This window comes from Coprococcus sp. TF11-13, from assembly GCF_003481085.1.
In the GTDB taxonomy this organism is placed as follows: Bacteria; Bacillota; Clostridia; order Lachnospirales; family Lachnospiraceae; genus Coprococcus; species Coprococcus aceti.
Map to the genome: position 1 here is coordinate 899392 of NZ_QUKK01000001.1, position 22408 is coordinate 921799.

At 46.7% G+C, this 22408-nt stretch carries 19 protein-coding genes and 2 tRNA genes; 1 reads left to right on the forward strand and 20 read right to left on the reverse strand.

Going from position 1 to position 22408, the window contains the following annotated elements; all coding sequences use genetic code 11:
• Nucleotides 1-107: 107 nt before the first annotated feature.
• The 10 genes from DXD11_RS03945 to DXD11_RS03990 all read right to left on the reverse strand — a co-directional run bounded on the left by DXD11_RS03945 (nt 108) and on the right by DXD11_RS03990 (nt 9381).
• The gene (locus tag DXD11_RS03945; RefSeq protein WP_118757807.1) at nt 108-1079 is read right to left on the reverse strand and encodes a bifunctional riboflavin kinase/FAD synthetase; all 972 of its coding nucleotides are present in this window, start codon (nt 1077-1079) and stop codon (nt 108-110) included.
• A gap of 12 nt (nt 1080-1091) precedes the next feature.
• Complete coding sequence (gene truB, locus DXD11_RS03950; protein WP_118757808.1) at nt 1092-1994, reverse strand: tRNA pseudouridine(55) synthase TruB; 903 nt, start codon at nt 1992-1994, stop codon at nt 1092-1094.
• A 14-nt stretch (nt 1995-2008) separates the two neighbouring features.
• A complete protein-coding gene (locus DXD11_RS03955) occupies nt 2009-2956 on the reverse strand; it encodes a DHH family phosphoesterase (RefSeq protein WP_118757809.1) in 948 nt (315 codons plus the stop codon).
• A gap of 33 nt (nt 2957-2989) precedes the next feature.
• Nucleotides 2990-3403 carry a 30S ribosome-binding factor RbfA gene (rbfA, locus tag DXD11_RS03960; protein ID WP_015534838.1) on the reverse strand — a complete coding sequence of 138 codons (414 nt, stop codon included), beginning with the start codon at nt 3401-3403 and terminating at the stop codon, nt 2990-2992.
• Between the two features lie 8 nt (nt 3404-3411).
• The gene (gene infB / locus DXD11_RS03965) at nt 3412-6297 is read right to left on the reverse strand and encodes a translation initiation factor IF-2 (protein WP_118757810.1); all 2886 of its coding nucleotides are present in this window, start codon (nt 6295-6297) and stop codon (nt 3412-3414) included.
• A gap of 3 nt (nt 6298-6300) precedes the next feature.
• A complete protein-coding gene (locus tag DXD11_RS03970) occupies nt 6301-6630 on the reverse strand; it encodes a L7Ae/L30e/S12e/Gadd45 family ribosomal protein (RefSeq protein WP_082418050.1) in 330 nt (109 codons plus the stop codon).
• The gene (gene rnpM, locus DXD11_RS03975) at nt 6614-6883 is read right to left on the reverse strand and encodes an RNase P modulator RnpM (RefSeq protein WP_015534837.1); all 270 of its coding nucleotides are present in this window, start codon (nt 6881-6883) and stop codon (nt 6614-6616) included. Before rnpM ends, DXD11_RS03970 begins: the two co-directional genes overlap by 17 nt.
• Before the next feature lie 49 nt (nt 6884-6932).
• Nucleotides 6933-8123, reverse strand: a complete 1191-nt coding sequence (gene nusA, locus DXD11_RS03980) for a transcription termination factor NusA (RefSeq protein ID WP_117549056.1) — start codon at nt 8121-8123, stop codon at nt 6933-6935.
• 12 nt (nt 8124-8135) lie between these two features.
• Nucleotides 8136-8558 carry a ribosome maturation factor RimP gene (gene rimP / locus DXD11_RS03985; protein WP_055144996.1) on the reverse strand — a complete coding sequence of 141 codons (423 nt, stop codon included), beginning with the start codon at nt 8556-8558 and terminating at the stop codon, nt 8136-8138.
• 184 nt (nt 8559-8742) lie between these two features.
• Nucleotides 8743-9381, reverse strand: a complete 639-nt coding sequence (locus DXD11_RS03990; protein WP_015534836.1) for a precorrin-2 dehydrogenase/sirohydrochlorin ferrochelatase family protein — start codon at nt 9379-9381, stop codon at nt 8743-8745.
• A 99-nt stretch (nt 9382-9480) separates the two neighbouring features.
• On the opposite strand from DXD11_RS03990, the gene DXD11_RS03995 reads away from it, so the two are divergent.
• Complete coding sequence (locus DXD11_RS03995) at nt 9481-10713, forward strand: peptidoglycan-binding domain-containing protein (RefSeq protein ID WP_118757811.1); 1233 nt, start codon at nt 9481-9483, stop codon at nt 10711-10713.
• Between the two features lie 66 nt (nt 10714-10779).
• Here the strand turns inward: DXD11_RS03995 and DXD11_RS04000 are convergent.
• The 10 genes from DXD11_RS04000 to pyrH all read right to left on the reverse strand — a co-directional run bounded on the left by DXD11_RS04000 (nt 10780) and on the right by pyrH (nt 22362).
• Nucleotides 10780-10851: transfer RNA gene (locus DXD11_RS04000), tRNA-Glu, on the reverse strand.
• 41 nt (nt 10852-10892) lie between these two features.
• A tRNA-Glu gene (locus tag DXD11_RS04005) sits at nt 10893-10964 on the reverse strand.
• Nucleotides 10965-11094: 130 nt separating this feature from the next.
• The gene (locus DXD11_RS04010; RefSeq protein WP_118757812.1) at nt 11095-15990 is read right to left on the reverse strand and encodes a PolC-type DNA polymerase III; all 4896 of its coding nucleotides are present in this window, start codon (nt 15988-15990) and stop codon (nt 11095-11097) included.
• Nucleotides 15991-16037: 47 nt separating this feature from the next.
• Nucleotides 16038-17087 (reverse strand): flavodoxin-dependent (E)-4-hydroxy-3-methylbut-2-enyl-diphosphate synthase, encoded by a 1050-nt coding sequence (ispG, locus tag DXD11_RS04015; protein ID WP_117549059.1) that lies wholly within the window; start codon nt 17085-17087, stop codon nt 16038-16040.
• Between the two features lie 58 nt (nt 17088-17145).
• Nucleotides 17146-18243, reverse strand: coding sequence for a M50 family metallopeptidase (locus DXD11_RS04020; RefSeq protein ID WP_117549060.1), 1098 nt, complete (start codon nt 18241-18243; stop codon nt 17146-17148).
• Nucleotide 18244: 1 nt separating this feature from the next.
• Nucleotides 18245-19387, reverse strand: a complete 1143-nt coding sequence (gene dxr / locus DXD11_RS04025) for a 1-deoxy-D-xylulose-5-phosphate reductoisomerase (protein ID WP_117549061.1) — start codon at nt 19385-19387, stop codon at nt 18245-18247.
• A gap of 92 nt (nt 19388-19479) precedes the next feature.
• Nucleotides 19480-20277, reverse strand: a complete 798-nt coding sequence (locus tag DXD11_RS04030) for a phosphatidate cytidylyltransferase (protein ID WP_117549062.1) — start codon at nt 20275-20277, stop codon at nt 19480-19482.
• Between the two features lie 21 nt (nt 20278-20298).
• Nucleotides 20299-21027, reverse strand: coding sequence for an isoprenyl transferase (locus DXD11_RS04035; RefSeq protein WP_117549063.1), 729 nt, complete (start codon nt 21025-21027; stop codon nt 20299-20301).
• Between the two features lie 45 nt (nt 21028-21072).
• Complete coding sequence (gene frr, locus DXD11_RS04040) at nt 21073-21618, reverse strand: ribosome recycling factor (RefSeq protein ID WP_015534829.1); 546 nt, start codon at nt 21616-21618, stop codon at nt 21073-21075.
• 45 nt (nt 21619-21663) lie between these two features.
• Nucleotides 21664-22362 carry a UMP kinase gene (gene pyrH, locus DXD11_RS04045; RefSeq protein ID WP_055145001.1) on the reverse strand — a complete coding sequence of 233 codons (699 nt, stop codon included), beginning with the start codon at nt 22360-22362 and terminating at the stop codon, nt 21664-21666.
• Nucleotides 22363-22408 lie beyond the last annotated feature (46 nt).

Here is a 22408-nt window from a genome sequence, read left to right on the forward strand (position 1 = left end):
CTACCAGAAAAAAATACCCTATTATTAAAAATATAGCACAGAAAACATCTTCATGCGACCCAATAATCCGTCATTATTTATCCGCATAATTACCAATGTTTTCTGTGCTATTTTACCAACACCTTGTTTCCAAGTATTCTCTTTGAATTCTCTATGTCATTTGTCATCTGGGCCTTGAGCTCATCCAGGCTTCCAAATTTCTTCTCACCTCGGATCTGCTCGATAAGCTCCACCTTGATGACCTGTCCATATATGTTCCTGTCAAAGTCGAAGATATTCGTCTCTATGGTGATATTTCCCTTGTCGTTGACTGTAGGATTGTCTCCTATGTTGGTGATTCCCATATAGACTCTGAAAGGATCCTCATATCCCGTATGCTTCCCCCGGATTATCCTGATCCTTGAAGCATACACACCAGCCGGCGGGTACAGCTTGCGCTCCTCCGGCAGCATATTCGCAGTCGGTATTCCTATTGTCCTTCCAAGCTGTTTACCGGACACCACTTCACCTGTCATACTGTACGGTCTACCGAGCATCGGAATGACCGACCTCACATCTCCCTCAGAAATATTCTTCCTGATGACAGTTGAGCTGACCACCTCGTCATCCTGTTCCAGCTTGTCTATGACTATGACCTTATATCCATACTCGTTCGCATAGCTTCTGAGGGTATCCACATCGCCCTTTCTGTCTCTGCCGAATCTGTAATCGCTTCCAACCACCACATATCCGGCTCTCATCATACCCACCAGTATATCCCTGATAAAAGCCTTCGGCTCTGTAGCCGCAAATGCATCGTCAAACGGATATTCAACCAGGACGTCAACTCCGGTATCCGATACCACCTGTGCCTTCTCGTCAGATGTGTATATGGTCTTCATATTGCTCACATCAAACACATGGTTCTCCCTCATGTCAAATGTGAACACGACACCCATATAGCCTTTTTTCTGCAGTTTGAGCACCTGTTCTATCAATAACATATGCCCCTGGTGTATGCCATCAAACTTTCCCAGTGCAACCGCCGTGCGCTCTGTGCTATTTAGTTGTATCTTCTTTGTATCCTTTATATGAATCATAACTGTCTGTCCTTAATTGCTCACCGGAAACATCTTAAATGGCACATACTGCCTCTTCTCATCACTGTATTCATACAGTGCCGCAAATCTCCCGTTCTCATCGTACACCTTGACATATGTGTCCCTGTATATCTGATCTTCCATAAATGAATCCGCAGAAAGTTTATTGCCATTTGCAAGGAGTTTCTCACCCTTTGCTGATATATGGAGTTCTGGAATATCCGGCATAAGCTTGTCTGTTGTGAGCACATGCTGCATGAGTGTCCCGTCATCCCTTGCCTTCTCCACCTCATCAAGTGTCAGACTTTCCTCTATAGTAAAGCCCTTCACCTCGGTTCTGACAAGCTTCTCCATCACCGCACCGCAGCCAAGCTTCTCTCCTATATCCCTGCACAGGCTTCTGATATATGTTCCCTTGGAACAGCTCACATCGAATGTCAGCCTCGGAAGTTCTACCGACTGTACGGTGATACCATGTATCGTGACCGGTCTCGGCTCTCTCTCTATAACCTGTCCGGCCCTCGCCAGCTCATAGAGCTTCTTACCATTTACCTTGATGGCTGAATACATAGGCGGGATCTGCATGTAATCGCCTACAAAACTCATCACCGCAGCCCTGACTGTCTTCTCATCAGGATATACATCTGTCACGTCTGTCATGACTCCTGTCACGTCTTCGGTGTCGCTGGTCTTTCCGAGAAGCATGGTACATGTGTATGTCTTGTTCTTCTCAGTGAGCAGATCGCACATCTTCGTAGCACTTCCCAGACACACAAGAAGAACTCCCTCCGCCATGGGATCGAGAGTTCCGGTATGACCTATCTTTTTCTGTTTTAATATACCACGGAGCTTTGCCACCACATCAAATGACGTGAACCCCTGCTCCTTATATATATTGATAAATCCATCTATCATAACTGTTACCAATCCTATCCAAGCTGTTTCTCTATATCTGCCACGATCTCAGCTACGATCTTTTCCGGATCACCTGACATATTGCATCCCGCAGCCTTCACATGGCCGCCACCGCCGTGGCTGCACGCAATCTCACTCACGTTCACGATATCATTTGCCCTGAGGGATATCTTGTAATTATCCTCACCAGCCTGATACATGAAGAAAGCAACCTCAGTACCTGATGTCAGTCTGAGCTGATCCACGATTCCATCCGTATCCATCTTGCTGGCACCAAATCTGTCAAAGTCCTCCTTTGTCAGAAGAGTGTGGGTTATCCTTCCGCCTGCAAACTGCTTCATATTGAGAAGAGCATAGCCCAGAAGCTTGTTCTGTATGAGCGTCTTCTTGTAGAAGGTCTCATCTATGACAAAGCTTGGTCTTGCCCCCTTCTCTATAAGAATTCCCGCTATAGTCATGGCTGCCCTTGTTGTATTGCTGTGCTTAAACACTCCCGTATCGTGGACTATTCCGGTATACAGGCACTCTGCACACTTCTGATTGATCTTATCAGCGTCAAGGAGCTTGAATATGGCTTCCGCAGCAGAACACGCACCACTTTCCACATAACATACATCTCCAAAACCCTTATTGGACACATGGTGGTCTATACACAAGGTTCTCTTCGCAGTCTCATAATATCTGACAAATGGTGTGAATCTGTCCATATCTCCGCAGTCAAGCGACATAAACAGATCATAGGTCTCGTCATCTGCCTCATGCTTTACAGTAGATGCACCATTCAGGAACATGAACACATCCGGGAATTCCTGAAGATATACCTGAACCCTCTTGTCAGGGTAATTGCTTGTAATATAGTTATACATTCCAAGTGTTGAACCTATACAGTCACCATCAGGATTGATATGTCCTGTTATGGCTATGCTGTCTGCGTTCTCTATCTCCCTTATAAGATCGTTCATGATATACCTCCTTTTAAATTCTCATATTATATCCTACTCTTCAAACTCATCTTCACTCTCCGAGTTTTCATCTGTACTCTCGTCAGCATCGCCATGCTTTCCGAGAGCCTCATCTATCTTGTGGGACATACTGACACCATACTCTATGGACTGGTCCATGATAAATGTTATCTCCGGTGTATTGCGCAGATTTACAGAATGAGCAAGCTCTCTTCTGATATATCCCATTGCGCTGTTCAACCCTGCAAATGTGGAATCAACAGCATCCTGGTCACCCAGGACACTGATATATGCCTTACAGAACTTGAGATCAGGTGTGACAACCACATCAACGACCGAAGTCATAGGTGATATTCTTGGATCCTTGATCTCACGGCTGATGATCCTGCTGAGTTCTCTCTGGACCTCACCGTTGATCCTGTTATTCTTTACACTGTTTTTTCTCATATCTATTACTACTTTCTAGGCACCTCTACCATCTCGTATGCCTCTATCTGATCTTCCTCTGCAACGTCCTGGAAGTTCTCGAATACCATACCACACTCAAAGCCGGACTTAACTTCCTTGACATCATCCTTGAATCTCTTGAGTGAAGCAAGCTTTCCTTCAAATATAAGATTGCCCTCTCTGGTAATCCTTACGCTGCAGTTTCTGTTGATTGTTCCGTCGAGAACATATGAACCGGCAATGACACCGATACCAGAAGCCTTGTATGTCTGTCTGATCTCAGCGTGGCCGATGATCTTCTCCTCATATATAGGATCAAGCATACCCTTCATTGCTGAATCAATATCCTCTATTGCATTGTATATGACTCTGTACAGACGAACATCTACACCCTCGCTGTCAGCCATATCCTTTGCTCTCGCATCCGGCCTGATATTGAAACCGATTACGATGGCATTTGATGCTGATGCAAGGATTATATCTGACTCGTTGATAGCACCTACACCTGCATGTATGCACTTGATAACGACCTCGTCATTTGAGAGCTTTAAAAGGCTCTGCTTAACGGCCTCAACTGAACCCTGTACATCTGCCTTGATGATGATCTTGAGCTCCTTGAGGTTGCCGGCCTGGATCTGGCTGTACAGATCGTCAAGTGACATTCTCTGCTTTGTATCTGCAAGAAGCTTCTCCTTACCCTGTGAGATATATGTCTCTGATATGGTCCTTGCTTCCTTCTCATTGTCAACTGCCATGAATATCTCACCTGCATCAGGAACTGTGTTGAGACCCTGGATCTGTACAGGTGTTGATGGAAGAGCCTCTGTAACTCTCTCACCTCTTGAGTTGGTCATGGCACGCACCTTACCGTGTGATGCTCCTACAGCAATGTAATCTCCAACGTGGAGTGTTCCCTTCTGTACAAGCATTGTTGCAACAGGTCCACGTCCCTTGTCAAGCTCGGCCTCGATGACGATACCTCTTGCCTTTCTGTTAGGATTTGCCTTAAGTTCAAGCACATCCGCTGTGAGGAGGATCATCTCAAGGAGATTGTCAATACCTTCCTTAGTATGTGCAGATACAGGGCAGAATATTGTTGAACCGCCCCAATCCTCTGGGATCAGCTCGTACTCTGTGAGCTCCTGCTTAACTCTCTCTATATTCGCACTTTCCTTATCGATCTTGTTGATCGCTACTATGATCTCGATTCCGGCAGCCTTTGCATGGTTGATAGCCTCGATTGTTTGTGGCATAACACCATCATCGGCAGCTACAACAAGGATAGCGATATCTGTACTCTGTGCACCACGCATACGCATCGCTGTGAACGCCTCATGTCCAGGAGTATCAAGGAATGTGATGGTCTGGCCATTTACATCGACAACAGATGCACCGATCGCCTGTGTGATTCCACCAGCCTCGCCCGATGTAACCTTTGTCTGTCTGATCGCATCAAGGAGTGATGTCTTACCGTGATCAACGTGTCCCATAACGCAGACTACTGGAGGTCTTGGAACCATGTCCTTCTCGTCCTCTTCGTCCTCCTTCAGGAGTTCCTCGATCACATCTACCTTCTCCTCTTCCTCAGCTATACAGTTGTACTCAAGTGCGATCTCTGAAGCCTCGTCAAATGGAAGCTCTGAGTTCACATTGACCATCTTACCTGCGAGGAACAGCTTCTTGATAAGTGCTGTTACAGGAGTCTTTACCGCATCAGCCAGCTCCTTGAGTGTTACAACCTCAGGAAGTGTGATGGTTCTGATTGCATCCGGATCCTCCTGCACAGTCTGCTGCTTCTTCTGTGGCTTGTTCTTCACATTCTTCGCAAGTCTGCTGATATCAGCCTCGACCTCCTCAGGTGATCTTCTGTTGCCCTTACGTGGCTTGTTCTTATCTCTGTTGTAGTTATCTCTGTTCTGGCTCTTTAAATCCTTACCCGGCATCTCCTTCGCATCGAAGTCCTTGCGTTCTCTCTTGAATGGTGCTCTCTTCTGAGCTGGGCTGTCATCCTCGTCATCCTTGCCAAATGGCATATTGATACGGTTGCTGAAACGGTTGCCACCATCTCTGTTAAAGCCTCTTCCGCCCTGGTTTCTATCTCCATTGCCGAAGCGTCCGCCACCCTGGTTTCTGTCTCCGTCTCTGTTAAACCTTGGTCTGTCACCCTGGCCGTCCCTGCCTCCTCTTGGTCTGTCACCCTGGTTTCTATCACCATCTCTGTTAAACCTTGGTCTGTCATTCTGGCCGTCTCTGCCTCCTCTTGGTCTGTCACCCTGGTTTCTGTCGCCATCTCTGTTAAACCTTGGTCTGTCGCCCTGACCGTCTCTGCCTACTCTTGGTCTGTCACTCTGATTTCTGTCGCCCTGGCCATCTCTGCCGAATCTTGGTCTGTCACCCTGATTTCTGTCGCCCTGGTTCCTGTCGTTGCTGAATCTGGCTCTGTCTGAACCGCCCTGTCTGTCGTTGTTAAATCTGACTCTGTTACCGTTGTTATTCATCTTGCCGCCGTTTCTGTCCTCCCTGGCAAATCTTACATGATTGCCAGAACCCTGTCTGGCTGCTGAATTGTCATCCCTTGAAGGATTCTGCTTCTGCGCGTCCGCCTTTGGAGCTGCAGCAGGCTTTGCTGTCTCAGGCTTTGGCTGCTCTGTCTTAGGCGCTGCCTTTGGAGCCTCCTGCTTTGGTGCTGCAGGCTTTGGGGTCTCAGCCTTTGGAGCCTCGGCCTTTGGCGCAGTCTTTGCTCCAAACTTAGCCTTAATTATTCCAACCATCGAATCGTCCAGATTGGACATATGACTCTTGATCTCTATTCCCTTTGCGCCAAGTGTATCTATGATATCTTTATTTGAAATGTTTAACTGTTTTGATAATTCGTGTACTCTGATTTTAGCCAAATGTTACACCTCCATGTTTTCATTTACATTCATGTACTTTATGATCTGATTCCCGAATCCCTCGTCAAGTATCGCAATGGATGTTCTCATCTCATTGCCACTGTACTTGCCAAGCTCATCCTTTGTCCCGTACTCATAATAAGGAATCCCATAATAATTACATTTCTGGTCGAAAAGTTTCTTCGTATTGTCAGAAGCGTCCTTCGCCACAATGACCACGTACGCGCTCTGATTCTTAACTGCTTTCTCTACTGAGAAATTGCCACTGCACAGCCTTCTGGCTCTGGCACACAGAGAAATTAACGAGTAGATCTTGTTATTCTTCAATGTCACGCAGCTCCTTGTCTAATTGTTCATACACCTCAGCAGGTATGCTGACCTTGAAAGCCTTCTCAAGTGCTTTGCTTCCAACCGCCTTCTTAAGGCACTCGGATCTCTTGCATATATAAGCGCCTCTTCCGTTGAGCTTGCCGGTTGCATCAACTGCGAACTGCCCGTCATTGCTTCGGACTATCCTTATCAGCTCACTCTTCGGCATCATCTCACGGCATCCAAGGCATTGCCTCAGAGGTACCTTCTTTGCCATCTCATCACTCCCTATTCTCTATCATGTGCCACTACATCAATGCAAATGATTACTCTTCGTCGTTTGTGTCTACTGTTTCATCTATGTCAAATGAAGCAGCATCGGCATCTTTATCTTCGCTTACTTCATCATAATATTCATCGTCGTTATAAGAATCAAAGTTCTCATCGTACTCATCCTCTGGCTGCTCATCAAAGTAACCCATCTCCTCAGCCTTTGAATGGCTCTTGATATCGATCTTGTATCCTGTCAGCTTTGCTGCAAGGCGGGCATTCTGACCCTTCTTACCGATTGCAAGTGAAAGCTGTGTATCAGGTACTACGACAAATGCTGTCTTCTCATCAAGATCAACGGATACGTCCTCAACATCTGAAGGACTGAGCGCATTGTAAATAAACTCAGCAGGGTTCTCACTCCAAGGAATGATGTCGATCTTTTCACCGTTCAGATCTGCAACGACAGCATTTACTCTGTCACCATTGATTCCTACGCATGCTCCAACTGCATCGACGTTCTCATCGTTTGACCATACTGCGATCTTAGATCTTGATCCTGCCTCTCTGCAGAAGCTCTTGATCTCAACTGTTCCGTCTGCGATCTCTGTTACTTCCTTCTCAAAAAGTCTCTTGACGAGCTCTGGATGAGTTCTTGATACAGTGATCCTTGGTCCTCTGTTTGTCTTCTTGACCTCTGTGATATAAAGCTTTATTCTGTCGCCTCTCTCGTAGCTCTCTCCCTCGATCATCTCTGATGGCTTTAAGAGTGCCTCTGTCTTGTCATCAAGGCTCACATTCACGCTGTCTCCAACCTGTCTCTGAACGATTCCTGTTACGATATCCTTCTCCTTCATATGGAAGTGATCGTATATAGCTGCTCTCTCGTTCTCGTTGATCGCCTGAACGATGACATTTCTCGCACGCTGGGCTGCGATTCTTCCAAAGTTCTTAGTTGTGATCTCTATATTTACTGTATCACCTATCTCGTACTTGCTGCTTATCATCTTGGCCTGCTCCAGTGTTATCTGGCATGCAGGATTCTCAACTTCCTCAACAACCTCTTTGGCTGCATATACATGGCACTCACCAGTCTCTCTGTCCAGTGAAACTGTAATGTTCTCGTCTGTATTGAAATCCTTCTTGCAGGCTGTCTTGAGTGATCTCTCTATAGCCTCAAGCAGAACATCCTTGCTAATGTTTCTCTCCTTCTCAAGCTGATTCAATGCTTCAATGATCTCTGACACCTTTTTATCCTCCTAATATATAAATGCTAATCGTATCATGGAAATATCTTTTCTCGTTATTGTTATCTCTGTCTCATCCTCAAGCTCAATGGTAACTGTATTCTCATCATATGCCTTGAGCACACCCTCGAATTCCTTTGCACCATTCACCTTGGCAAATGTCTTGATCTCCACGACCTTACCTATGCTTCTCTTGAAATCCTTCTCTTTCTTCAGTGGTCTCGTAAGCCCCGGTGAGCTGACCTCCAGTATATAGGCATCTCCTATATAATCATCCTGGTCAAGCAGGTCTCCAAGTGCTCTGTTCACTATCTCGCAATCACCGATCGTGATGCCACCTTCCTTGTCTGCATACACTCTGAGGTAATAATCACTGCCTTCCTTGACGTACTCCACATCAACAAGCTCCAGATTGTTCGCCTCAATGATCGGCATCACAAGTGCCTCCGTCTTTGCTTCAATATCCGCTCTCTTCGTAAATACGACCACCTTTCTGTAAAATATTATCCCCACAACAATTGAGAGTGGGCCAAGGCCCACTCTCATGCTGCAATCTATAACAATCTCACTTATTGTATCATAATTATCAAATAATTCAAGTACAAATATTAACAAATATTTATGCGTTTCTTCTGGCTGCGTCCTCACGGTAATATTTGTCAAGCACCTTGTTCGCCTTCTTGTCGTCAAGAACGCATTTGTTGGACAGTGCAACCTTGACGAGTTCATCCAGTGCTTCCTCCCTAAGTGCCGTGCTCTTGATGTTGACATTTGCAAGCTCCGTGTACGCTCCCATCTTTCTTGTGAGCGCCTCGTACTCCTCTGGAAGCATCCTGTCTATCATATTCCTGATCTGCTTGGATACCGCCTGGCTGTTGCCGCCTGTTGTGACTCCCACCACAAGATCTCCGCGGACGATAACGCCTGGAAACAGGAAGCTGCTGAGCTCCTTGTTATCAGCCACATTTACCATGATGCCCCTGTCATTACAATATGTACCTATCTTGGCATTGATCTCCGGGCGCCTGGTTGCCGCCACAACAATGTCTGCATTCTGCAGTATGTCAAGTGCCACGTTGCTCTCATGTACATTTATCCCCTTTATCGCTTTTATATCATCGCACACCTTCGGCGCAATGACCGCTATCTTCGCTCCGAAATACAGCAGCGAATTGATCTTTCTAAGTGCTGCCTTACCTCCACCTACAACTATTACTTTCTTGCCCTCAAGATCGATGTACATTGGAAAGTATGCCATATCTTATCTCCTCCGAATATTCTATAAATCTAGTCATATACTTACTGTGAAAGCTGCTTAAAAAACTTTCACAGCAAATTATAAATGAGGAATTAAGAAATGGCAATTACAAATAACGTTGGTTCACTAAAAATTCAGATAACGAACAACAATTTCTTTCCCGTCGAGGGTGCTTCCGTATACATAAGCCCTACGGGAATTCCCGATTCCACCTCAGAGGAATTTGTCACCGATAAAAATGGTATCGTCATCGATGAAGAGCTTCCCGCCCCCGATGTCGCCTACAGTCTGGAGCCTGGCGACAACCAGCCATACGCGGAATACAACGTCCTTGTGAACGCGCCAGGGTACAATGAACGCTTCATCTCCGGGGTCCAGATATTCTCCGGTGAGAACGGGATCCAGAACATAGAGCTGACACCATCCGATGGAAGCGATACGAACCCTACCGTTCTCGACGCCCACACCCTCTGGAAGCAGTATCCACCCAAGATCGCCGAGGACATGATAAAGCCGGTGAATCCATCAGGCGGCATAGTGTTGAGCCGCGTCGTTGTACCTGAGACCATAGTTGTCCATGACGGCGCCCCGGCGGACTCCACCGCCAGGGACTACTATGTTCCATATAAGGATTACATAAAGAATGTTGCCTGCAACGAGATATATTCCACCTGGCCTGATGCAGCCATCCGTGCAAATGTACTGGCGATACAGTCATTTACCCTTAATAGGGTCTATACCGAGTGGTACAGGGGAAAAGGATACGACTTTACTATCACGAGCAATACCGCGTTCGACCAGAAGTGGGTCTACAATGCAACCATATTTGAAAATGTCTCCCAGATCGTCGATGAGATGTTCGCCAACTATCTCTCAAAGCCCAACGTTACACAGCCACTATTCACCCAATATTGCGATGGCAAACGTGTATCCTGTCCGGGCTGGATGACCCAGTGGGGGTCAAAATCCCTGGCAGACGACGGTCTCACCGCCATCCAGATTCTCAGATACTATTACGGAGATACAATATACATCAACACCTCGGAGACCATATCCGGTATACCTTCATCATATCCGGGCTACGAGCTGACCATCGGCTCAAGCGGCGACAAGGTCTCCCAGCTCCAGAGGCAGCTCGCCAGGATCGCACTCAACTATCCCGCCATCGGTACCGTAACCGTCGACGGCGTATATGGTCAGGAAACCGCTGATGCTGTGAGAAAGTTCCAGCAGATATTCAATCTTCCGGTTACCGGAGTCACCGACTATAAAACGTGGTATAAAATTTCACAGATATATGTGGGAGTTACGAAGATTGCGGAAAATGTGTAGCACCGCTTCACACACTATGGCATGAAAACACAAAAAAGCTGAAATCATAATGATTTCAGCTTTTAGCAGTTCGTAGGGGAATCGAACCCCTGTTTTCGCCGTGAGAGGGCGACGTCTTAGCCGCTTGACCAACGAACCATAGGTCTTGTTATCTAATTATTGAATCTTTCGATTCTTAGCAGTTCGTAGGGGAATCGAACCCCTGTTTTCGCCGTGAGAGGGCGACGTCTTAGCCGCTTGACCAACGAACCATAAGTGCTTGTATCCTGCCGCTTCGCTTGCGACCTGTTTAATATAACAGAAACGAAAGCAGAATGCAAGCACTTTTTTTATAAAATTGCAAACTTTTTTCAGATTATTGACTTAATTTGTTCCGCCAGCCTACATAAAGTCAAACAGCGAAAGCTGATTTGTCTCCGGCATTCCGTCCAGGATGCCCAGCTCACTCATCTTCTCGATGGTTCCCTTGCCGATCTTTGCACGCTCATTGATCTCCTCCTTGGAGAGGAACGGCCCCTTCTGGGCGGCATCGTAGAGCTGCTGTGCAGCCTTCTCTCCCATTCCTTCTATGGATGCGAAGGATGGCATGATCTTGCCGTCTATTATCTGGAACCTGTCAGCCTTTGCCTTATATATATCTATTGGAACAAAGTCGTAGCCTCTTGCGTACATCTCGAGAACTATCTTCAGATCCTTGAGCTTGCCCTCGTCCTTGGCTGATCTCTTGTTCTTGTCCACCTTGCTTATCTCATTGATATGGAAGAGAACTCTCTCCTTGCCAAAGCACATCATCTCATAGCTGAAGTCATCAGCTCTGATACTGAAGAATGCTGTATAGTATTCAAGCGGATAATTGACCTTGAACCAGGCAATTCTCCACGCCATCATGACATATGCCGCCGCATGGGCCTTCGGGAACATGTACTTGATCTTCTGACATGACCACACGTACCAGTCCGGTACTCCGTGGGCAGCCATCTCCGCCTTCCAGTCATCCCATTTGTCACATTTGCCCTTGGCAACTATTCCCTTACGAACCTTCTCCATGATGTTGAAGGCAAGTCCGGCATCAAGTCCCATGTGTATCAGATAAACCATAATATCGTCACGACAACAAATGGCTGTCGATATGGTACACTTGCCCGACTTGATGAGCTCCTGCGCGTTGCCCAGCCATACATCGGTTCCATGCGCCAGACCCGCTATTCGCACAAGATCTGAGAAACATGTCGGCTTGGCATCTATAAGCATCTGCATAGCAAAGTCCGTTCCGAACTCCGGCACCCCCAGGCTTCCAAGAGGTATCCCATTGATATCCTCCGGTGTGATCCCCAGCGACTTTGTGCTGTGAAACAATTCCATGACATCCTTGTCGTCAAGTCTTATCTTCGTGGCATCAAGTCCCGTCAGATCCTCAAGTCGCCTGATCATGGTCGGATCATCGTGTCCAAGAATATCGAGCTTCAGCAGGTTATGATCGATTGAATGGTACTCAAAGTGCGATGTGATAATATCCGACGTCACATCATTTGCCGGGTGCTGTATAGGTGTAAATGAATATATCTCCTCATGTCTCGGAAGAACTATCATACCACCCGGATGCTGACCCGTGGTTCTTCTGACACCGGTACATCCCAGGGCCAGACGCTCCATCTCGCATCTTCTCTTTGTGACCGTTGCATTCTCCTCAGCGTACTTCTTCGCGGCCTTCTCATCCATTCCGGACGCCTTGGCCTCCGCCATGAGATCCTCCTTGGAGTGATCCTTAAAGTAATTATACACATATCCAAATGCTGTCTTTTCCGCAACACCACCTACGGTTCCCGCCTTGAATGCCTTGCCCTTGCCGAAGAGTACCTCGGTGTATGCATGTGCCTTCGACTGATACTCACCCGAGAAGTTCAAATCGATATCAGGCTCCTTGTCTCCGTTGAATCCAAGGAATGTCTCGAATGGTATATCGTGTCCTTCCTTTATAAGCGGTGTTCCACAATTCGGACAGTCTCTGTCCGGCATATCACATCCGCTCATTCCCGAATACGACTTTACAAGCTCTGAATCAAAATCCACAAAGTGGCATTTCGGACAGATATAGTGAGCCGACAGCGGATTTACCTCCGTGATACCGGCCATTGTTGCGACAAATGAAGATCCAACCGAACCTCGGGAACCAACCAGATATCCGTGGTCATTGGAATCCCACACAAGCTTCTGTGCGATGATGTACATAACCGCAAATCCATTTGAAATGATGGAGTGCAGCTCCCTGTCCAGTCTCTCCTGAACCTGAGGTGGCAGGTCTGGGCCATATATCTCATGTGCCTTGGTATAACATATATCCGTAAGTGTCTGATCCGAATTCTCGATGATAGGAGGCGCCTTGTCCGGTCTGACCGGCTCTATCCTCTCTATCATGTCCGCTATCATATTCGTGTTTGTGATGACGACCTCCTTGGCCTTGTCACTTCCAAGATACTGGAACTCTGCCAGCATCTCCTCCGTGGTACGGAAATACAGCGGTGGCTGCATATCAGCATCGTCAAAGCCCTTGCTCTTCATGATGATCGCCCTGTATATATAATCCTCAGGATCAAGGAAATGCACATCACAGGTTGCGACCACTGGCTTGTTGAACATCTCTCCGAGCTCCACGATCCTCTTGTTGTATCCGATCAGATCGTCCATGGTCTTTGGATTTCTTGTATCCCTCGTCATGAATTCATTGTTGCCAAGCGGCTGTATCTCAAGGTAGTCAAACCAGTTGACCAGTCTCACTATCTCCTCATCCGACGCATCATCAACTATGGCACGGAACAGCTCTCCAGCCTCACAGGCAGAGCCTATTATCAGACCCTCTCTGTATTTGTTGATGAGACTCATCGGCATACGCGGCCTTCGCGCAAAATATGTCAGATGAGACTCAGATATGAGCCTGTACAGATTGACTCTTCCTATCTCGTTCTTTGCCAGGATGATTCCGTGATATGTCTTATCCTTCTTGATCGCATCAGGTGAGGTGCTTCCAAGGACATTTAGATCATCCATGGTCTTAACATCTCTCTCCTTCAGCATGTCGAGCAGCTTGAAGAATACTTTCGCCGTGGCCTCCGCATCGTCTATGGCTCTGTGGTGATGCGCATTCACGACTTTGAGTTCCTTACACACTCTGTCCAGAGTGAATTTTCCAAGCTCCGGCAGCAGTATATGGCTGAGCGTCATGGTATCCAGAACCGTGTTGTCGAACTTAAGTCCAAGCTCCTCCGCATTCATTCTCACAAATCCCGTATCAAATGACGCATTGTGGGCAACCACGATATCGTCACCGCAGAACTCCACAAATCTCGGCACGATCACATCGAACATCGGCGCATCCTTTACCATATCATCATTGATGGATGTGAGCTGTTCTATCTGGTATGGGATAGGCACACCCGGATTTATAAACTCCGAGAATGTATCTACGACCTCTCCGTCCTTCACCTTGACCGCACCGATCTCTATGATCTTGTTGTGCTTCTTGGAAAGTCCCGTTGTCTCTATATCAAATACCACGTATTCCGAGTCAAGGCTCTGATTCCTTGAGTTCTTGACCAGATCCTTCAGGTCATCGACAAAGTAACCCTCGACACCATATATGATCTTGAAATCTTTTCTGAGTCCCTTTGTATGGTTTGCTATAGGGAAAGCCTGAACAACACCGTGATCCGTGATCGCTATGGCAGGGTGTCCCCAGTCGCTGGCTCGCTTCACGATGGTCTCTATATCGACCACACTGTCCATCTCGCTCATCTTGGTATGCATGTGAAGCTCGACACGCTTCTCAGGATATGTATCCATACGAGGTATACGGAAGTCCTGAATGTGCTTCATACCGAGCACTCGGCATATCATAACCTCCTTGGCATACGAGTCGAACTCGGCAAGGCCCTTCATCCTATAGAACTTACCCTTCTGTATCTCCTCGCGGTAGACCTCCATATCCTCAGGACTGCAGAACATCTTGAAGCCTATGGTGTCTGTGAAATCTGTTATATATCCAGTCAGTATGATCTTGCCATTTCGGAGCTCTCTCTCCTCAGTGCTCATAATCTGTCCGTGGATGACGACCTCTCCGATACCATCGTTGATGCTGGATATCTCAAGCAGCTTGCCCTCCACATCTCTTCCTATGAACACCTCTGGATCATCTGAATATCTTCGCCTCCTTCCGAACTTCTCCTTTTCACCGCCATTTTTCTGGCCTGAATCGCCGCCGGAGGATGCAGGAGCAGCCTTCTTCTCATCAGGCTTGTGTCCCTCGCTCTTCTTATCTTCCTTCTTCGACACTCCGAGCTTATCCTTGTCCACGGCCTTTCCATCCACGATGATGTCGCCATGATCCCTGAGGTTGTTCAATATGGCATCTATCTTCTGCTGCTCAACAAGTGCACTGGCTCTCCTCAGCTTCTCCTTGTCCGCCTCACTGTACTCAAATGCAACATTGACATTCAGGTCAAATCTCTCCTGGAACATCTCCTCCATATACGCCTTTATTTTCTCAGCGTGTATATGCGCTATCTTACTGTCCTCTATAGCTATGGTTATCGCGTCTCCGTCACAGTACAGTTCTCCTATCGATCTGGATATAAGCCTGTAGCCCACATTGCTGAATGATCTTATATCGTAGAGTATGCTGTCCTGATATGCTTTGACTATTGCTTCGAGATTGTACTGTGTAGAAAGTGTATAGTGCTCCCGTATCTGGACCGTATACCTTTTATTGCCAAATACAAACTTACGGATACACTCCTCCGCCTTTTCTATATTCGGTCTGCTTATTATATGTCTCGATCTTATGTCAACCTGCAGGATATTTTTACTGTCATATATCGTGACTTTTGTCACATACACCTCGGTGAACAGACCTGCAAGCTCCTTAGTCATCTCCACTCCGGGGAACACCGTCATGAAGAGCTCCGCCTGCTCATTTCCGGCATCTGAAACCGCCGTTGCAGAGCCATCATTACTCTCATTTCCACTCACTGAGCCTTCCGGTGTATCAGCATCAGCCTCGCACCCCTCGACCATATCGCCACCAGTGCCATCACTGACCACGTCTTCGTCCTCGGCATCTTCCTCCATATCATCTGCGATATGCCAGTCCGAGTCGTGAACATCCGCCTGGGTGTACGATGCGCTCTCCTGCTGCATATCAGCATACATCTGGCTCTCATACATCTCCTGTTCAGCCATCTGGGCTTCATAATCCATCTGAGTCTGCATCTCATCGGCATACATCTGATCTATATTCTCTTGTTCCAAAATACGATCTTCGTTGTTCAATCCTATTCACTCCAATTATCTAACTCGCGCTTCAACGCTGGTATAAATTCATCCTCACTGAGTCTGCCAACTATCTCACCCTTCTTGATGAGCAGTCCGCAGCCCTTGCCTCCTGCAATTCCAAGGTCGGCTTCCTTAGCCTCTCCCGGGCCGTTCACCACACAACCCATAACTGCGACTTTAATATTGAGATGGTCATAGTCTGACACAAGCTTTTCCACCTTGTTTGCAAGTCCGATAAGGTCGATCTCAGTACGTCCACAGGTCGGACATGACACAAGCTCTACTCCGCCCTTTCTGAGTCCAAGAGCCTTGAGAATAAGCTTTGCTGACAGGATCTCATCCACCGGATCTCCTGTCAGGGACACTCTTATCGTATCGCCTATTCCCTCATGGAGTATGATTCCAAGTCCCACCGATGATTTGATATTTCCTCTTGTGACGGTTCCTGACTCCGTGATTCCCACATGCAGAGGGTAATCTGTCTTGTCCGCGATGAGCTCATGGGCTCTCACGCACATCATAACATCAGACGACTTGATGCTTATGACTATGTTGTGATAGTCAAGCTCCTCGATCATGCGCACCTTGTCAAGAGCGCTCTCAACTATTCCCTCTGCGGTCACTCCGCCGTACTTCTCCACGAGATTCTTCTCCAGAGAACCACTGTTTACACCGACCCTTATAGGAATATTTCTCTTTCTGGCAGCCTCGACTACCTTTGCCAGCTTCTCCTGTCCTCCGATATTTCCCGGATTTATCCTGATTTTGTCCACACCATTTTCTATGGCCTTTATGGCAAGCCTATAGTCAAAATGTATGTCGCCCACAAGCGGAATGTGGATCTGTTTCTTTATAGCCGGGATTGCATCTGCTGCAGCCTCATCGTTTATCGTACATCTGATTATGTCACATCCGGCCTTCTCAAGCTGGAGTATCTGTGCAACCGTAGCCTCCACATCGCTCGTCTTTGTGTTGGTCATGGACTGTATAAGTATCGGATTGCCTCCGCCTATAACCCTGTCACCTATGTGGATCTCTCTTGTCTTCATATATACTCACAGCGCCAGTACATAAGCACTGGCGCCTTTCCTCCTTCTTTAATTGTCTTTAACTGAAAAATACATTCTTTATATCATTGAACAATATTACGACCATGAGGATCATGACCAGCACAAATCCCACAAATGTGACTATGTTTTCCTTGTCCTTCGGAACCTTCCGCCTGGTTATAAGCTCGATCAGCAGGAACAGGAAACGTCCTCCGTCAAGTCCCGGTATCGGAAGCATATTCATGATTCCAAGGTTGGCCGAGAGAAGCACTATATAGTTCATCCAGTTGAGGAGAACCGTAAGGACATCGACCTTTGCAGCCTCATTGAACGTATCGTTCATGGACTTTGCCACACCCACAGGGCCGGACACCTCATCTGAGCTGACCTGTCTGGTGACTATGAGCTTAAGGCTCAGGAACGTGGCCTTGACCCAGTATCTGACCTCATAGGCAGAATACTTCATCAGCTCGCCAAAATTCTGTGGCAAGACATAACCGCAGCTTACGATTCCCACCTTATAACCTGCACTTGTCTCCACCGGATATACAGTCGTATCGTACACCGTGCCATCCTTCTTCTGCATCTTGAGGTCTATAGGAGAACCGTCCCCGTATATCTCAAGATATATCTGAAGCTCCCTGAAGTTCTTGATCTTGCTTCCGCCGATCTCAAGGACGGTATCTCCATCCTCTATCCCGGCCTGCTCCGCAGGATAAACTCCATTGAACTCCTTGACAACATCCGCATACTCGCTTTCCTTCGCCATCCCGCTGTCGTACACCCTGCCGATAGTCGCAGGATCTGTACCACAGAAGTGGATTATGACCGCTGAAAAGATAAATGCTATAACTATGTTCATGAACGGACCGGCAAGGACCTCCGCCATACGCACCCATATGGACTTCTTCTCAAATGCGTTCTCGTCATCCTCATGACCTTCCTCGCCTTCGCTTAGCAACATACAATAACCGCCCAGAGGTATGAGTCTCAGTGAATACTGTGTATCCTTCTTGGTAAACGAGAAGAGCTTTGGGCCAAGTCCCATGGAAAACTCAATTACCGATATATGATTGATCTTTGCGACAATAAAATGTCCAAGCTCATGAAAAAATATTATCACACCAAATACTAGAATTATGAGAATTATGTTCAATCTACCACCTGCTTTCTACAAAATCATATACCCAGCGCTCAGTGTCAAGTATCTGTGACACGTCAGGGTTTTCTATAACTGTATGACTCGCCATACACTCCTCTATTATCCTGTATATATCGAGGAAGCGTATCTTCCTGTCAAGGAATTTTGCCACTGCGCACTCATTTGCCGCATTGAATACAGTCGGCATTGAACCGCCATCTGCTATGGCAGAATACGCATACTTTAATCCCTTAAATGTATCCATGTCCGGCTTCTCAAGAAGAATCGAGTTCATAGTCCAGAAGTCCAGTCTGTCACCGGCCATGTATCTTCTCTCCGGATAACACAAAGCGTACTGTATCGGAAGCTTCATGTCCGGAGTTCCAAGCTGTGCTATGACTGCGCCATCCCTGTACTCAACCATCGAGTGGATTATGCTCTGTGGCTGGACTACCACCTGGATATTCTCCGGCTTCACATCAAAGAGCCACTTTGCCTCTATAACCTCAAGTCCCTTGTTGACCATGGTTGCTGAATCTATTGTTATCTTTCTTCCCATACTCCAGTTTGGATGCTTGAGCGCATCCTCCACCTGAACATTCTCAAGAAATGCGGTATCCTTTCCCCTGAAAGGCCCACCTGACGCTGTGAGCAATATCTTCTCCACATCGCCGTGCACATTTCCCTGAAGGGACTGGAATATAGCGGAATGTTCGCTGTCAACAGGCAGTATCGCTACATTCTTCTCCGCCGCCAGCGGCATGATGATATGTCCCGCTGTCACCAGAGTCTCTTTATTGGCAAGTGCTATGTCCTTTCCCGCATTTATGGCTGCTATAGTCGGTCTTATTCCGATCATGCCAACTATTGCCGTGACAAGGATGTCTGATGATGAAAGCTCTGCTATCTCTATCAATCCGTCCATGCCCGCAACAACTCTTATGTCAGTGTCCGCAAGGCACTCTCTGAGTCTCGCAGCATTCTCTTCGCTCCATATTCCCACAACCTCAGGCGAAAACTCCCTCGCCTGTTTTTCCAGGAGCTCTATATTACTTCCGGCGGCAAGCGCCACTATATTCAGATCTTCCTGAACCCTAACTATCTCAAGGGTCTGTGTTCCAATTGAACCTGTAGAGCCAATTATCGCTACATTCTTCATGTTATCCTCCTGTATCCGGATTTACCGGATCATCTATCCGAATATAATAGGCAGTATCCAGTGAACCCACTGGGCACTGCCCATCATGTATCCTACAGCAGATATACAAGCAGATAATAAATTATCGGTGCTGTAAATATTATGCTGTCAAATCTGTCCAATATTCCTCCGTGACCCGGAATCAGCTTTCCGTAGTCCTTGATGTCGTTATTTCTCTTTATCGCAGATGCTGCCAGATCTCCAATAACCGCCGGAAGTGCACCGACAGCGCCGACAACTGCAAAAAGTAATGGCGCATAGTTCATGGTGTCTACATACTTATCAAACAGTATGCCAAACACTGCTCCGAATACACCTGCTCCAACGATACCGCCGATAAGACCCTCTATGCTCTTCTTAGGGCTGAGCACAGGTGCCATCTTGTGCTTTCCGAAGGCTCTTCCCACGAAGTAAGCACATGTATCATTTATCCATGAGCTGACAAATATCAACAGGACAAGTACCAGTCCATGCTCCATGTTTCTTATGAGATATACAAATGACAGCATGACACTTACATAGAAGAAATCCATAAATGCCGCCATGATCTGTTTATCGCTGTATGTTGGGAATGTCAGCACATACACAGCAAGCATAACCAATAAATATACGACCATCATAGGAACAATAATGTCCATACGATCCAGGTATATGGCTATATAATACAGAACTGTCGCCAGGTAACACACGATTCCCGGAGTCTTCTTGTTCACTCCGTATACTCTGAGCAGCTCCATATTGCCCACAAGGGATACCAGAGCCATAAGGCCGCATGTTACTATCCCTCCAAAATATAATGTGATGGCCAGTATCACTACCAGAACCGCACCACTTATCACTCTCTGTTTCATTAACTAATATCCTCCGGATAACTATTTTGCATCTCCGAATCTTCTCTCTCTCTTATTGTAGTACCTCACGGCTTCTATCAGAGAATCCATGTCAAAATCAGGCCACAGTGTATCTGTGAAATAAAACTCAGAATATGCAAGCTGCCATGGGAGGAAGTTGGATGTTCTCTCCTCACCGCTTGTCCTTATTAGCAGATCAGGATCAGGCACACCCTTTGTGTCGAGATATTCCGCAAACAGGCTCTCGTCAATGTCATCCGCACTGATCTTTCCCGCATCGGCATCCTTCATGATCTTCTTCACCGCCCTGACAATCTCATCACGTCCACCGTAGTTTATCGCTATATGGAACTGAAGTCCTGTATTCCCCGCAGTCTCCCTCTCCAGATCATCCATCTTCTGAACTATATCCTCCGGGAGGCCCTCGCGCTTACCTATGAGGTTAACCTTCATGTTGGCGTTGTTAGATCTCTCTATACTGTCAACCAGGTACTTTCTGAAAAGATTCATGATACCTGTGACTTCCTCAACAGACCTCTTCCAGTTCTCCGTGGAAAAAGCATACACTGTGAGATACTTTATTCCAAGCCTATCGCAATTTTCACATATAGCCTCAAGAGCCTTCGCACCCTCTGCGTGTCCATAGTTCCTGGGAAGAAATCTCTTCTTTGCCCATCTGCCATTTCCATCCATGATCACAGCCACGTGCTCCGGCACATTAAGTAATTCTCCGTTAATCTCTCTCTTCATATTCTCTCCGCATTCCATTTTAGGGATACATCATATCCATGATTATTATACTGTCATGATCTCCTTGGATTTTGACTCAACAGCCTTGTCGATCTGACCAACGTACTTATCTGTGAGCTTCTGGATCTTGTCCTCGTTGTCCTTGAGCTCATCCTCGCTTATGTCTCCGTTCTTCTCCATCTTCTTGATGGCATCGTTGGCATCACGTCTGATGTTTCTTATAGCGACCTTTGCGCCCTCACCCTTCTTCTTGATATCCTTGACGAGCTCTTTTCTTCTGTCCTCTGTGAGCTCTGGGAAGTTGAGGATGATGTTTCTTCCATCGTTGTTAGGTGTGATTCCAAGATCAGAATTCATGATAGCCTTCTCTATCTCCTTGACAAGTGATGGCTCCCATGGTGCGATGACCAGTGTTCTGGCCTCTGGAACAGTTATATTTGCAAGCTGCTGCATAGGTGTTGGAACTCCATAATACTCAACCTTGATCTTGTTGAGGATGTTAGGGTTCGCTCTTCCTGCTCTGATGGTAGCATACTCAGCCTCAAGATTCTCAACTGACTTCTGCATCTTCTCTTCGTACTGTGTTAACATGATTCATTCCTCCTGGATTATATATTTTTCTTATTATTTTCCCTTTTATTCCGCATTCACATATGTTCCGGTGAAACCGCCTGTAACGGCTTTCACTATGCTGTTCTCATCATTCAGGCCAAACAGCATCATAGGCATCTTGTTCTCCATAGCAAGAACTGCTGAGGCAAGATCTATTACTCCGAGCTTGTTATCTACTATATCGCTCATCTTCATGCTGTCATACTTCTTAGCGTTCGGATTGGTCTTTGGATCACTGTCATATACTCCATCGATGGCCTTACCTGAAAGAATGACATCTGCCTGAACCTCTATTGCCATAAGCACTGTCGCCATATCTGTTGAGAAATATGGATGGCCGATTCCACCTGCAAAAAATACGACATCTCCCTGCTCCATATATGCGATTGCCTTGTCCTTGTCAAAAAGCTCAGTCATATTACCACATACAAATGGTGTCATGATGTGTGTCTTTATTCCGCAGCTTCTGAAGCTGTCCGCTGTGTAGATACAGTTCATGACAGTTGCCAACATTCCTATGGAATCCGCCTTAACTCTGTCCATGTTGTCTGAAGTTCTTCCTCTCCAGAAGTTTCCTCCTCCTATTACTACACATACCTGTATTCCCTTGTCTACTATCTGCTTTACCTGATTGGACACATCTCTGACTGTCTCCTCGTCAAAACCATGTTTCTTATCACCGGCAAGAGCTTCACCGCTCATCTTGAGCAGAATTCTGTCCATCTTCATATCGCGATCCATCCTTTGTGTTCATATTTTATTATTCATA